Raw genomic sequence first — 12,844 nt, forward strand, 5'->3', positions numbered from 1 at the left:
CTATTTGCGTAGGGTGTTCTGGCCGAGGGCCACCGCCACTTCCCGGCCTCGTCCACCGGCCTGCATCTGCCGGGCAAGGTCCGGGTCAACCGCCAGCCGCGTGCGGTAGAGGCTGCTCGCCGCCATGACGAGGTCGCCGTCCCGCCCGAGCTGTCGGTCGCCGATTTCCAGAATGCGCAGGTTCGGCCAGGCCTGCGGGCGGAGGCGCAGGATCTCGTCAATGATGCGCGCGCCGGAAACCGCGGGAAGCGCCTGGGCAAGCAGGAGCGCCATCGACGCGGTGGAGCGCGAGATCCCGGCATGGCAGTGCACGAGCAGGTGCGCATCCGTCCGCGGCTCACGCAGCAGGTCGCGTCCGAAGGCGAGAAGTTGCAGGACGTGCGCCTCCTGCGGCGCGGCGGCCCCGGGATGATCCGGCTCGATCACGTCATGGAAGCGCAGTTCGAGCTTCGCGTGCTCGCCGAATGCGCCGAACGCTTCCGGCACAGGCCAGTCCGGGTCGAGAATGGACAGGACATGGCTGACCCGGTTCCGGCAATGGCCGGCCAGTTCCTCGAGGCCGCAGATGCTGGTCCTGAACGGCGCGAAGGTATCTGTTGACGGCATTCGCAAGATCGCGATCCACTGTGCTGTAAACTTTGACGCAGCGCCATGATAACCGCAATGGGAATTCCAGTGGTTAACGTTGCATGAAACATGACTCGATGGCGTTACATTGTGTCATTTGATTTACGGAAAGTAATGTGCGGAGACAACCGCAAGATCGGACGCGTTGGCAAACGGCAGGTGGGTTGAGACGAATGTGCCGGATCGACAGCGACAGCCAATGGCGGCACGGATGCCGTCTATCGGGCGGCAAGGTCACGTCCACGCAGCGCCTGGCTGCGGCGTTGGCGGCCGATCGGCGATGTCGTACTGGCGGAAAATCCGCGGACTTCACCACAGAGTTAGCCAGCCGGCGCGCCGGCACCGCGATGGCCGAAAATGGGCGAAAGGTCCGTTGTCTCTCCGTCATGGCTGGGCGTGTCCCGGCCATCCACCCCCCCGCCGTTCGTGCGCAGATGGCCGGGACACGCCCGGCCATGACGATGAGGAAACGACCTGGCCCCACCCTGCCATTGGCGCCTGTGGGTCCGCATTTTCATAGGAGACACAGAGCCACAGAGATCAGAAGCGCCGCGCCGCCGACGGCTTCGTTGCAATCTCTGTGTCACTGTGTCTCTGTGGTGAACCATCGTCGGCCGCAGCAAGCACCGGCCATGACAGGGACGCACGTCGCTGACCGCGCCGTCATGGGGTCTGGACGGGTACTGCATGAACGCCTTCGTGCCGTTTGGCGCCAACAGGTATCGCAATGAGGCGACCGAGGCAGGCACGAGGCGCCATGACGATGATCATGCGTACGGTCCATGATTGCGGCAGGGCAGTGACGGTGCGCCTTGTCGGTGGTTCGTGCGGTGGACGGAACCGATGAAACGCCAAGACGCCAAGTTCATGGCCAGCGATTTGCCGCCTGCCGCGATCAATGCCATGACAGGCCGGCGGCGCCCGGGGCAAATGTCACAAAATTGGATCGTTGCCGGCGATCAATTCGATGCTATCAGCACCACCGTCCGACGCCGGAGGTGCGCCAGTGGAGTATTCGCGTCATTTCAAGTTCCTGATCTGCGCCCCGGCGTTCAACCCGACGGCCCTGGAAGGCCAGCGCGTCCAGAGCATCGTCGAGGAGATCGAACGCGACGGCTATGCCGTCATTCGCGCCCGCAAGGCCGAGGACGCGGAACTCGTCATCCAGGCCGATGTCGCCGTCGGCTGCGTCCTGCTGGACTGGGGCAAGCGCGGGCCGCAGGGGAAGATGGCCGGCCTCGTCTCGTTGATCCGCAAGCGCGGCCTGGACATGCCGATCATCATCCTGGTACGCCGCCAGCGGCTGGAGGACATCCCGGTCGCCGTCCTGCAGGAGGCCGACGGCTACGTGTTCCTGGCCGAGGAGACGCCGGACTTCATCGCCAAGCACCTGATCAGCCGCCTGAAGGCGTATGCCGAGACGCTGCGCACGCCGTTCTTCGGCGCCCTGGTCGACTATGCCGAGGAAGGCAATCAGCTCTGGACCTGTCCCGGCCACAACGGCGGCGTCTTCTACGCCCGCAGCCCCATCGGCCGCATCTTCGTGCAGCACCTGGGCGAGGCGGTGTTCCGCGACGACCTGGACAATTCCGTGCTCGACCTCGGCGACCTGCTGACGCACGAAGGCCCCGCCCTGGCGGCGCAGAAGGAAGCGGCGAAGATCTTCGGCGCCGAGCGCACCTGGTTCGTGCTGAACGGCACCTCGGCCTCGAACAAGATCGTGCTGCAGGGCCTGGTGTCGCAGGGCGACCTTGTGTTATTCGACAGAAACAACCATAAGGCCGCGCATCACGGCGCGCTGTATCTCGGCGGCGGCATTCCCGTCTTCCTCGAAACCGATCGTAACGTCCAAGGACTGATAGGGCCGATCGACTACGAGGCGCTGGATGAGGAGTCGATCCGCGAGAAGATCCGCAGGCATCCGCTGGTCACCGATCCCGATGCCTGGCGCAGGCCGCGTCCGTTCCGAGTGGCGGTGATCGAGCAGTGCACTTATGACGGCACTATTTACTGCGCAGAAACGATCCTGCGAAAGCTCGGTCCGCTGTGCGAATACATCCTGTTCGACGAGGCCTGGGCCGGCTTCATGAAGTTCCACCCGATCTACCGCGGCCGCTTCGCCATGGGGCTGGAGGGGCTTGGGCCCGACGCGCCCGGCGTGATCGCCACGCAATCGACGCACAAGCAACTGGCAGGCTTCAGCCAGGCCAGCCAGATCCACGTCAGGGACCGCCACATCGAAGGCCAGCGCCGGCGCCTGGAACACCGGCGGCTGAACGAGATGTTCATGATGCACGCCTCGACCTCGCCGTTCTATCCGCTGTTCGCCTCGCTCGACGTCGGCGCGCAGATGATGAAGGGGCGGCAGGGCGAGGTGCTGTGGGACGATACGATCCGGCTCGGCATCGAGCTGCGCAGGAAGATGCGCCACCTCGCCCGCGAGTTCGCCACCAGCGAATCCGATCCCGATCGACAATGGTTTTTCGAGCCGTTCGTGCCCGACCGGGTGGAGCACGACGGCGTCGTCAAGGCGTGGGAGGACGTGCCCACCGACGACCTCGCGGCCGATGCGCGCTACTGGCAACTGTCGCCCGGCGCCGCGTGGCACGGGTTCCGCCATGTCACGAACGGCTATGCGATCACCGATCCCAACAAGCTGACGCTGCTGACGCCGGGCTTCGACCGCGGCAGCGGGCACTACGGCGCGTATGGCATCCCGGCGCCGGTGCTGGCGCAGTACCTGCGGGAAAACCAGATCGTTGCCGAAAAGAACGACCTGAACAGCATCCTGTTCCTGCTGACGCCGGGGGTTGAGTCGAGCAAGGCCGGCACGCTGCTCAGCGCCCTGGTGTTCTTCAAGCGCCTGCACGACGACAACGCGCGGCTGGAGGAGGTGATCCCCGAGTTCGTCCGCCGCCGCCCGGACCGCTACGGCGGCCTGCGGCTGCGCGACCTGTGCCGGGAGATGCATGCCTTCTACCGCGACCACGGCACCAGCGCGCTGCAGCGCGCGCAGTTCCGTCCGCAACATTTCCCGACGCTGGCGATGCGCCCGGACGAGGCGGTTCGGCGGCTGGTCAGGAACGAGGTGGAGTACCGGCCGCTGGACGAACTCGACGGCCAGGTCGCGACCACGCTGTGGGTGGTCTATCCGCCCGGCATCGCAACCATCATCCCGGGCGAGCGCCTGGATGAGCGGGCACGGCCGATGATCGACTACCTGAAGGTCTTCGAGCAGGGATCGAACCTGTTCCCGGGCTTTGAGAACGAGGCGCAGGGCGTCTATCGCGAGAAGCAGCCGGACGGCTCGACGCGGATGTTTACATATGTGACGACAGCGCCCTGATGCTGGGGACGCTGCCCGCCACGCCGATCGGCGGGTCCGCTGAACCGGCGGTGATCAGGCGGAACAGCGCTGCCGGGCTGGCCGCGCCGCCGAAGCCGCCACGACGCTGCGCGCGCGCAACTTACGGCCCGTGCGTCGTGGCGCCGGCGGCGCCCGGCCACGGCCTCAGTTCATCGGCCCGCGGCGGTAGGCCTTGCCGGCGATATAGGCCACGCCTTCCGGGCCAACCTGCTCGGCGTGCATGCAGCCGGCCGGGATTTCGCAATGGTCGCCGGCGCGGAAGGTTTCCGGCTTGCCGTCGCGGATCAGCGTGATTTCTCCGCCCAGGACCATGATCCGGACATCGAAGTCATGCGCATGAGCGTCCCCGGCGTGGTTGGCCTGCTGGCCGCCGTGGATGACCTCGAAACCTTCGCGGCGCAGGTCGCTTTCGAACGCCTCGCGGGTCAGCGGCCCGCCATTCCGCCGGCGGCCTGAAATGTAGGCGACGCCCTCGGCCCCGACGTCTTCGGCGTGCATGCAGCCGGCCGGCACCATGCAGCACTGTCCGGCACGGAGGGTTTCCGGCGCGTTGTCCCGGGTGATGGTGAGTTCGCCGCCGAGCACCATAAGCTTGGCGTCGAAGTCATGGCAGTGATTGCCGACGTGCAGGTTGGGTTTCAGGCTGCTGTTGACGATCCGATAGCCTTCGGCCCGCAATTCGGATTCAAATTCGAGACGATCCATTGACGTTCTCCCGAGTTCTTATCGCCAGCATTGTATTCGGGGGCAGCAGGATAACCGGGGTATTCAAATTCCCCGCGCGGGTCAAGCCGATCGCACGATCGGCGGACGGCTTAAAGCAGGCGGGATATATCGAATTCAGAACAAATTCGGCCGTCTGTCGCGTCCTGGCCGCAGACGCCGTACAGCGGAACGGCCCCTTCCCGCGGGAAGGGGCCGTTCCACCAAGCCAATGGACCGATGATCAGCGCTTGCTGAACTGGAAGCTGCGGCGGGCCTTCGCCTTGCCGTACTTCTTGCGCTCGACCGCGCGGGAGTCACGGGTGAGGAACCCGGCCACCTTCAGGATGCTGCGCAGTTCCGGCTCATAGTACGTCAGCGCGCGGCTGATGCCGTGCCGCACCGCGCCCGCCTGGCCGGACAGGCCGCCGCCGGTCACCGTGCAGTAGACGTCGAACTGGTTGTAGCGGTCCGCCACCAGGAACGGCTGGGTCAGCAGCATGCGCAGCACCGGACGGGCGAAATACTGCACGACCTTCTTGCCGTTGACGGTGATCTCGCCCTTGCCCGGCTTGATCCAGACGCGCGCAGTGGATTCCTTGCGGCGGCCGGTGGCGTAGGAGCGGCCCTGGGCGTCGCGCTTCGGCTCGCGATGAGGCTGGGTGCCGGGGACGGGCGGTGCGGCGGTGCTTTCGGCCTCGGTGGCGGCCTGGCGGGCGGCCAGCGCGTCCTTCAGGTCTGCCAGGGTGCCGGTTGTGGTTCCAGACATCGGTCTCAGCCCCTCTTGTTCTTCGGATTCAGCGCAGCGACATCCAGTGGCTTCGGCTGCTGGCCGTCATGCGGATGCTCGGCCCCGCCATAGACATACAGGTGCTTCATCTGCTTGCGCTGCAGCGGGCCGCGGGTGATCATCCGCTCCACCGCCTTTTCCAGCACCCGCTCGGGGTGTTTCGAGTCCAGCCGCTGGCGGATCGAGCGGCCCTTGATGCCGCCGGGATAGCCGGTGTGGTAGTAGAACACCGACTGTTCCGCCTTGTTGCCGGTGACCTTCACCTTCTCGGCGTTGATCACGATGACATTGTCGCCGCAATCGACGTGCGGGGTGAACTGCGGCTTGTGCTTGCCGCGCAGGCGGTTGGCGATGATGACGGCGAGGCGGCCGAGCACGACGCCGTCGGCATCGATCAGCACCCAGTCCTTCTTCACCTCCGACGGTTTCAGAGAGGCCGTGGTCTTGAGCATGATGGTTATGTCTGTCCGGTGATACAGAAGGCGCGGGTTATGGCGACGCAACCCGCGCCGGTCAAGCGGTTTTCCGCTGTGGTAATATGATACCACAGACCCGGAAGGCGCCGCGGCGGCCGTTTGACTGATTGGTTGGAAAATCTACTCACCAGTTGACATACGCGCCCATCCCGGTATTCATGCCTCCGTCATCAATGAATGCAGGAGCTTTCATGGCCCAGGCGACCACCCCCCAACGCGCGCCCGTTCCCGCCAGCGTCGACGTCGTGATCGTCGGCGCCGGGTTCGGCGGCATGTATATGCTGCACCGGCTGCGCGGCCTGGGCCTGAGCGCGATTGTCTTCGACGTCGCCGCGGGTGTCGGCGGCACCTGGTACTGGAACCGCTACCCCGGCGCCCGCTGCGACGTGGAGAGCATGCAGTATTCCTACTCCTTCGCCGATGCGATCCAGCAGGAGTGGCAGTGGAGCGAGTTGTTCGCCGGCCAGCCGGAGATCCTGCGCTATGCCAACTACGTCGCCGACAGGCTGGACCTGCGGCGCGACATGCGGTTCGAGACGCGGGTGACCGCGGCGGAGTTCGACGAAACGGCCAGCCGCTGGACGGTGCGCACCGACCGCGGCGACGTCGTCTCGGCGCGCTTCTGCATCATGGCGACGGGGTGCCTGTCGGCGGCGCGGATGCCGGATTTCCCGGGCATGGACAGCTTCACCGGCAAGATCTACCACACCGGCCACTGGCCGCATGAGGGCGTCGATTTCACCGGGTTGCGTGTCGGCGTCATCGGCACCGGGTCCTCGGCGATCCAGTCGATCCCGGTGATCGCGGCGCAGGCGAAGCACGTCACGGTGTTCCAGCGCACGCCGAACTTCAGCATTCCCTCGCGCAACGGTCCGATGCCGGAGGCGTATGCCCAGTCGTGGAAGCAGGACTATGCGGCGAAGCGGGCCGAGGCGCGGATGAGCCGCAACGGCATCGTGGCCTATCCGCTCGACCGCTCGGCCATCGAAACGCCGGAGGCGGAACGGCTGGCGATCTACGAGCAGCGCTGGGTCAGTGGCGGCACCACCTTCATGGCGGCGTTCAACGACCTGGCCGTGAACAAGGCCTCGAACGACACGGCGGCGGAGTTCGTCCGCGGCAAGATCCGTGCGATGGTCAAGGACCCCGCCACCGCGGACCTGCTGGCGCCGACCAACCATCCCATCGGCACCAAGCGCATCTGTGTCGATACCGACTACTATACCACCTACAACCGCGAGAACGTTTCGCTGGTGGACGTGCGGCAGCAGCCGATTGAGGCGTTGACGCCGGCGGGCCTGCGTGTCGGCGAGCGGGAGTATGCCTTCGACGCCATCGTCTTCGCCACCGGCTTCGACGCGATGACCGGCGCGCTGACCCGGATGGGCATCGCCGGCCGCGACGGCGAGACTCTGGCGGCGAAGTGGGAGGCCGGGCCGCGTACCTATCTCGGCCTGATGACCGCGGGATTCCCGAACATGTTCATGATCACCGGCCCGGGCAGCCCGTCGGTGCTGAGCAACATGATGGTCTCGATCGAGCAGCACGTGGACTGGATCGCCGACTGCCTGGCTTCCATGCGGAAGCGGGGGCTCGACCTGATCGAGGCGGACCTGGATGCCGAGGACGCCTGGGTGCAGCACGTGAACGACGTGGCCCATACCACGCTGTATCCCGCCGCGGCGTCCTGGTACATGGGCGCCAACATCCCCGGCAAGCCGCGGGTGTTCATGCCGTATATCGGCGGCGTCGGGGCCTACCGGCAGAAATGCGACGCGGTGGCGGCCAACGGCTACGAGGGCTTCATCCTCGGCGAACCGGCGCCCGTGGCCGTGGCGGCCGAGTAGTGCTGGAACTCCGCCCCAACTGCGAGTGCTGCGACCGGGACCTGCCGCCGGACAGCCTGGAGGCGCGGATCTGCTCCTATGAGTGCACGTTCTGCGCCGATTGCGCCGGGGACAGGCTGGGCGGCATCTGCCCGAACTGCGGCGGTGAACTCGTTTGCCGCCCGATCCGGCCGCCGGCCATGCTGGCGAAGCATCCGGCTTCGACGAAGCGGGTGCTGAAGCCGGCGGGGTGCGGGGCGGGAAGGGGCTGAAGCCCGGGCGGAAAGTGGGTGGAAGACCGTTGCTCCTCCGTCATGGCCGGGCGTGTCCCGGCCATCTGCGCTTCGACGGCTGGGGGTGGATGGCCGGGACACGCCCGGCCATGACGATAAAGAGACGACCTTGCCCCTGAGCGCCGTGCCGCCCGGGGAAGGGCAGGGGGGATTCGCGGCCGCGCTTTCAACACGGAGAAAACGAAGAACACACGGAGCACCACGGTGAAAGATTGTATTGCGCTTCGCGCGAAGCGCCCGAAACCGTCCGGCGGGGCCAGTGGAACGACCATGTCGTTACAAAAAAAACTTCGTGGCCCTTCGTGGGTTCTTCGCCTTCCTCCGTGTTGAAAAACAGCTGGTGAAGCAAGCGCCGCCGGCACCTGTCACCCCCCGGCGCCACCGCCCACGATCCCGCCGCCGCGCCTGTTTCCAGCGTAACGACTCAACCCCGCCTATGTCACCGCCGCCGGCGCCGCATTGTAATCCTCATCCGACACATGCTCGAACCACGCCGTGCCCTCGCCCTTGTCGTTCAGTTCCGACATCGCGAGGTGGGCAAACAGCTTGTCCGGCGCGGCGCCATGCCAGTGCCGCACGTTCGGCGGAATGATCACCGTATCGCCGGCGCGGATCTCCTGCGCCGGTTCGCCGTCCCGCTGCACCCGCCCGGCGCCGGACAGGCAGAACAGCGTCTGGCCAACCGGATGGCTGTGCCACGCGGTCCTTGCCCCCGGCGTGAACGACACCACCGAGGCCCGCATCCGCGACGGCGCCGTGCCGGCGACGACCTCGTCGGAAAACACCGTGCCGGTGAAGTTGGCGGCCGGCGCGCGATTGGTCTTCCGGGCGGAAGAACGGAGGATCTTCATGGCGGTTTCCTCATGCATGTTTCCGCCAAGCCTGGAACCGCACGCCCTGGAACGCAAGCCTGTTTCCGATGGCCTGGTCCGGCAACCGTTCTCGATTCGAAGCCAACCTCCGCACCGGGGGGCCGCACCAGGAAGGCCCGGAATGATCGATGGCCGAGGCTTGGAGCATGATTCCTGAATTCTGCAATGCCCGCGGTGAACGATGTCAGGCTGGATCGTGAGGTCTGAGCCTGCTTTGAATCAAACGCGCCATTGGCCGGTGATCCTGTTTGATAAAGCCAATGCGGGATGCTTCGTTCCAACGCTTCCTGTCCCGGGAACCAAGCGCAAGGTCAAAGCCCGCGTTGTCTGCCAACATACGAAGCCAAAACCGCTGCGCCCTCCCGTTGCCGTCGATGAAAGGATGACCTGCGTTGATCTCATTGACATACCGCACGGCCTCGGCGGCAAAATCGCGTTTGCTTCGGCCAACCAAATAACGATCACCCGCAAGCTGCTTGAACAGGTCCTCCATCCAGCCGCTGATATACCCCGGCACCGCAAATGGAACCGATCCTCTGCCAGTCGTATAATTCCGCTCCCGCCCCGCCCATTGATACAGGTCTTGGAAGAGATGGCGATGAATCGCCTTGAATCCCGCATAAGTTCTATAGTGGGCGCGGACCGGAAAGCCTTCAGCGGCACGCTGTTCGGTCAGGCGCCGTTCGGCTGCCTCAAGAAACCCGAGGTCACGTATGCCCAACTTGTTGATATAGACTTCGGTATCCCGATAGAAAGTCCGACTGTAGGCGACACGTTCATTCGCATTTCTTAAGGAACTCACGAGCCTCCCGCTTCAGGAGCCTGGCGCGCCCTGACGTATGCCTTGAGCCTTTCAATCCGCTGACGCGGTGCAACGCCTGACGCTTCCATGTCATCGACAAACCGGTCGATCCCCGCGTCACGGCTTAAGCCTTCGATGTCGGCATCCACCTGCGCCTGTTGCGCCCGCCAAGCGGCATCGGCGGGGTTTTGCGCATGAAGGCGGCCAACGCGCTTAGTGGATCGCGGCATGGGTTGCTCCTTTTGCTCACATCCTATCGGGAATGACGACGCAATCAACACAGCTCAAACCGTAGAGGGTCAAAAACAGCAAGAAGGCCGCGTTGCAAGCGATTTCATCACGTGCTGTGAAAGTCTTGACTTGTGCGCCAGTCCTCATGGGCCAGTCCTCATGGGTTCGTGCCGGGTTCGCCGGGATCACTGAACATCGGGCTTTGTCCCCATTGGCGTTAAAATAGGGCTGGCTGTTGCCTCCTCGTCATGGCCCGGCTTGTCCAGGCCACCTGTCGCGGCACAGTGCTGGAATAGGTGGGCCGGACAAGCCGGGCCATGACGATGGTGGAACGCTCTTGGCGCCCAGGCAAGCACTTGATTTTACGGTCATTTCCGACTCGTTTCCAGGATGTGTGCATTGCGTAGGGACAAGCCGGGCCATGACGGAATGGCAAGCATCGTGCCGCCGCCACGCTATTTTAACGCCAATGGGGCTTTGTCCCACCGGTCATCGGACGCGTCCGCCGGCATCTTATTTGTTTGGCGCGCGGCCGCAGGATGCTCCCCGTTAACAACCCTGCGCGCCGCCCCGCCGGTATCAGCCGCCGATCCTTGCCTCGATGCGGTCCCAGATCGCCTTCTCGATGTGCACGCCGTCGAACCGCGCGATCTCCTGCAACCCCGTCGGCGAGGTCACGTTGATCTCGGTCAGGTAGTCGCCGATGACGTCGATGCCCACGAACACCAGCCCCTGCGCCCGCAATGTCGGCCCGATGGCGGCGCAGATCTCTCGGTCGCGCGCGGTCAGCGCGGACTTCACCGCCCGGCCGCCGACATGCATGTTCGACCGCGCCTCGCCCTCGGCCGGAACCCGGTTCACCGCGCCCATCGGCTCGCCGTCCACCAGGATGATCCGCTTGTCGCCCTGCCGCACCGCCGGCTCATAGCGCTGGAACATCAGCGGCTCGCGGGAGCGGGCGAAGTGCATCTCCAGCAGCGCGGCCAGGTTCTCGTCGTCCGGGCGGATGCGGAACACGCCGGCGCCGCCGTTGCCGAACAGCGGCTTGACGATGATATCCTGGTGCTCCAGCCGGAACGAGCGGATTGCCTCCAGGTCCCAGGTGATCAGCGTCGGCGGCATCAGGTCGGGGAAGTGCGTCACCAGGATCTTTTCCGGCGCGTTGCGCACCGAAGCCGGCTCGTTCACCACCAGCGTGCCGGGCTGGATGTGCTCCAGCATGTGGGTGGCGGTGATGTAGGCCATGTCGAACGGCGGGTCCTGGCGCATCAGCACCACGTCCATGGTGCCCAGGTCGCGCGTCTCCATCGGTCCGAACTGGTAGTGCGCGCCCTGCCGGCGGACCACCTGCACCGCGTGGCCGCGGGCGAACAGCCGCTCCTCGCGGCCGCCGCCGTCGGGGCGGGAGACGCCTTCCTTGAGCGCCATGTGCCGCACCTCGTAGTGCCACAGCGTGTGGCCCCGCGCCTGCGCCTCCAGCATCAGGGCAAAGGTGGAGTCCGCGTCGATGTTGATGCTGTCGATCGGGTCCATCTGGACCGCGACCTTGAGCGGGCGAGCCATGCAACCTCTCCTGTCCGGCCTGTCTGGGGCTGTCCTTAAGGGGTGAACCGGGCCAGGGGAAGAGAGAGCCGGTCAGGCGGCCTGCCGCAGGCGGGGCGCGATCGTCTCCGCCATCGCGCGCAGGCGGTCGCCGACTTTATTCCGGTTGAAGCGGGCGGCGTTGCGGCCGTGCCCCGCCAGGCCCATGCGCCGCGCCAGCGCCGGATCGTCGAACAGGCGCCGCAGCGCCGCGGCGATGGCGGCCGGGTCGTTGACCGGCACCAGGATGCCGGTTTCCTGGTCCGTCACGGTCTCGAGGAAACCATCGATCCGCGTGGCGACCACCGGCAGGCGGAACAGCGACGCCTCCAGCGCGGCAATGCCCAGCGGCTCGATCAGGCTGGGCATGCAGAATACCGACGCGGACTGGTAGAAAGGCGGCATCCGCGTGCGCGGCATGACGCCCGCCACGGCGATGGCGGGCCCGGACACCGCGGGGCGCGCAGCCGACGATGGTCAGCCTGGCGTCCGGATGATCCCGGGAAACCTGGCGGAAGCCTTCCAGCAGCGCCGGGGCGCCCTTGCGCTCCCACTCGACGCCGACGAACAGCACGTGCTTCGCGGCATAGCGCGGGAGGCCGGTCGGGACGTCGCGGGCGTCGACATTGGCGCCGATGTGGATGGTCCTCACCCGGGCCGGATCGCAGCCGTAATGCTCGACCAGCACCCGCTCGACATGGCTGCCGCTGGTGGCGATCGCCTCGGCATGCCGGTACAGGTCCGCCTCATGGCGCAGGTACGTCTCGGAACGGAAATAGCGCCTGTCATAGCCCGCGGCGTCCAGATTGTTCCGCAAGGTGTCGTCCGTGTAGATCATCAGCGGCGGACCGGGGAGGCGCGCGCTGAACAGGCCCTGGGTTTGCAGGACGAAGTCCAGATCGGGGCCAGCGAGGCGTACTGTTCGACCAGCAACTGGTTCAGGCGGCGGAACATGAACGGCGTGCGGAAGAAGAAGGCATGCCGCTCGCCGCGGGTGCGGAACACCGACGGCCCGAACAGCGCGAACTCGGCCAGCAGGTTGTAGAAGAGGCTGAGGTAGCTCCGCTTCACCATGTCCTTGACGTCGGCGACGACAAGATCGTGGCCGGGGACGGTCCGTGTGAGCTGAGCAATGACCGCGTCATTGATGTAGGAGAACCGCCCGAGCTTGGCGAAAAGGATGCGTCTGTTGCGCTGCATCGAGATCCTGTCGGATGGCAGGCCGGGCCGCACGGAACGCCCGTGAAAGAGCAGACCCTGTCATAGCGGCGCATTCG

General features: G+C 65.7%; 13 protein-coding genes. 3 read left to right on the forward strand and 10 right to left on the reverse strand.

Translation table 11 applies throughout. The features are described from left to right. Nucleotides 1-606: a tyrosine phosphatase family protein gene (locus CCS01_RS04730; protein ID WP_104517678.1), complete on the reverse strand. Its 606-nt coding sequence runs from the start codon at nucleotides 604-606 to the stop codon at nucleotides 1-3. A 1,027-nt stretch (nucleotides 607-1,633) separates the two neighbouring features. On the opposite strand from CCS01_RS04730, the gene CCS01_RS04735 reads away from it, so the two are divergent. After that, the gene (locus CCS01_RS04735) at nucleotides 1,634-3,973 is read left to right on the forward strand and encodes an Orn/Lys/Arg family decarboxylase (protein ID WP_104517679.1); all 2,340 of its coding nucleotides are present in this window, start codon (nucleotides 1,634-1,636) and stop codon (nucleotides 3,971-3,973) included. A 165-nt stretch (nucleotides 3,974-4,138) separates the two neighbouring features. Here CCS01_RS04735 and CCS01_RS04740 read toward each other — a convergent pair whose 3' ends face one another. The 3 genes from CCS01_RS04740 to rplM form a co-directional block, all read right to left on the reverse strand. Further along, the gene (locus CCS01_RS04740; protein WP_104517680.1) at nucleotides 4,139-4,699 is read right to left on the reverse strand and encodes a cupin domain-containing protein; all 561 of its coding nucleotides are present in this window, start codon (nucleotides 4,697-4,699) and stop codon (nucleotides 4,139-4,141) included. Between the two features lie 241 nt (nucleotides 4,700-4,940). Continuing rightward, complete coding sequence (gene rpsI / locus CCS01_RS04745; RefSeq protein WP_104517681.1) at nucleotides 4,941-5,465, reverse strand: 30S ribosomal protein S9; 525 nt, start codon at nucleotides 5,463-5,465, stop codon at nucleotides 4,941-4,943. A gap of 5 nt (nucleotides 5,466-5,470) precedes the next feature. Further along, the gene (gene rplM, locus CCS01_RS04750) at nucleotides 5,471-5,938 is read right to left on the reverse strand and encodes a 50S ribosomal protein L13 (RefSeq protein WP_104517682.1); all 468 of its coding nucleotides are present in this window, start codon (nucleotides 5,936-5,938) and stop codon (nucleotides 5,471-5,473) included. A gap of 215 nt (nucleotides 5,939-6,153) precedes the next feature. Here rplM and CCS01_RS04755 point away from each other — a divergent pair, with 215 nt between their 5' ends. Then, the gene (locus tag CCS01_RS04755) at nucleotides 6,154-7,809 is read left to right on the forward strand and encodes a flavin-containing monooxygenase (RefSeq protein WP_104517683.1); all 1,656 of its coding nucleotides are present in this window, start codon (nucleotides 6,154-6,156) and stop codon (nucleotides 7,807-7,809) included. Further along, nucleotides 7,809-8,060, forward strand: coding sequence for a DUF1272 domain-containing protein (locus CCS01_RS04760; protein ID WP_104517684.1), 252 nt, complete (start codon nucleotides 7,809-7,811; stop codon nucleotides 8,058-8,060). The genes CCS01_RS04755 and CCS01_RS04760 overlap by 1 nt, the downstream gene beginning before the upstream one ends. Before the next feature lie 455 nt (nucleotides 8,061-8,515). On the opposite strand, the gene CCS01_RS04765 is transcribed toward CCS01_RS04760, so the two are convergent. From CCS01_RS04765 to CCS01_RS04785, 6 genes are all read right to left on the reverse strand, one after another. Beyond that, complete coding sequence (locus CCS01_RS04765; protein ID WP_104517702.1) at nucleotides 8,516-8,932, reverse strand: (R)-mandelonitrile lyase; 417 nt, start codon at nucleotides 8,930-8,932, stop codon at nucleotides 8,516-8,518. A gap of 205 nt (nucleotides 8,933-9,137) precedes the next feature. After that, nucleotides 9,138-9,755 (reverse strand): Fic/DOC family protein, encoded by a 618-nt coding sequence (locus CCS01_RS04770; RefSeq protein ID WP_104517685.1) that lies wholly within the window; start codon nucleotides 9,753-9,755, stop codon nucleotides 9,138-9,140. Further along, nucleotides 9,752-9,985 (reverse strand): hypothetical protein, encoded by a 234-nt coding sequence (locus tag CCS01_RS32530; RefSeq protein ID WP_146101563.1) that lies wholly within the window; start codon nucleotides 9,983-9,985, stop codon nucleotides 9,752-9,754. The genes CCS01_RS04770 and CCS01_RS32530 overlap by 4 nt, the downstream gene beginning before the upstream one ends. Before the next feature lie 580 nt (nucleotides 9,986-10,565). Continuing rightward, nucleotides 10,566-11,549 carry a glutathione synthase gene (gene gshB / locus CCS01_RS04775; protein ID WP_104517686.1) on the reverse strand — a complete coding sequence of 328 codons (984 nt, stop codon included), beginning with the start codon at nucleotides 11,547-11,549 and terminating at the stop codon, nucleotides 10,566-10,568. 72 nt (nucleotides 11,550-11,621) lie between these two features. Next, complete coding sequence (locus tag CCS01_RS04780; RefSeq protein WP_338049961.1) at nucleotides 11,622-12,020, reverse strand: glycosyltransferase family 4 protein; 399 nt, start codon at nucleotides 12,018-12,020, stop codon at nucleotides 11,622-11,624. 384 nt (nucleotides 12,021-12,404) lie between these two features. Further along, complete coding sequence (locus CCS01_RS04785) at nucleotides 12,405-12,767, reverse strand: hypothetical protein (RefSeq protein WP_146101564.1); 363 nt, start codon at nucleotides 12,765-12,767, stop codon at nucleotides 12,405-12,407. Between the last annotated feature and the right edge of the window lie 77 nt (nucleotides 12,768-12,844).

The sequence above is a fragment of the Rhodopila globiformis genome, assembly GCF_002937115.1.
Taxonomy (GTDB): domain Bacteria; phylum Pseudomonadota; class Alphaproteobacteria; order Acetobacterales; family Acetobacteraceae; genus Rhodopila; species Rhodopila globiformis.

Excerpts from the sequence above, each read along its gene's own strand:
- rplM (WP_104517682.1), bottom strand. The coding sequence starts at position 5,938 with ATGCTCAAGACCACGGCCTCTCTGAAACCGTCGGAGGTGAAGAAGGAC.
- CCS01_RS04755 (WP_104517683.1), top strand. The coding sequence starts at position 6,154 with ATGGCCCAGGCGACCACCCCCCAACGCGCGCCCGTTCCCGCCAGCGTC.
- CCS01_RS04785 (WP_146101564.1), bottom strand. The coding sequence starts at position 12,767 with ATGCAGCGCAACAGACGCATCCTTTTCGCCAAGCTCGGGCGGTTCTCC.
- CCS01_RS04740 (WP_104517680.1), bottom strand. The coding sequence starts at position 4,699 with ATGGATCGTCTCGAATTTGAATCCGAATTGCGGGCCGAAGGCTATCGG.
- CCS01_RS04730 (WP_104517678.1), bottom strand. The coding sequence starts at position 606 with ATGCCGTCAACAGATACCTTCGCGCCGTTCAGGACCAGCATCTGCGGC.
- CCS01_RS32530 (WP_146101563.1), bottom strand. The coding sequence starts at position 9,985 with ATGCCGCGATCCACTAAGCGCGTTGGCCGCCTTCATGCGCAAAACCCC.
- gshB (WP_104517686.1), bottom strand. The coding sequence starts at position 11,549 with ATGGCTCGCCCGCTCAAGGTCGCGGTCCAGATGGACCCGATCGACAGC.
- rpsI (WP_104517681.1), bottom strand. The coding sequence starts at position 5,465 with ATGTCTGGAACCACAACCGGCACCCTGGCAGACCTGAAGGACGCGCTG.
- CCS01_RS04765 (WP_104517702.1), bottom strand. The coding sequence starts at position 8,932 with ATGAAGATCCTCCGTTCTTCCGCCCGGAAGACCAATCGCGCGCCGGCC.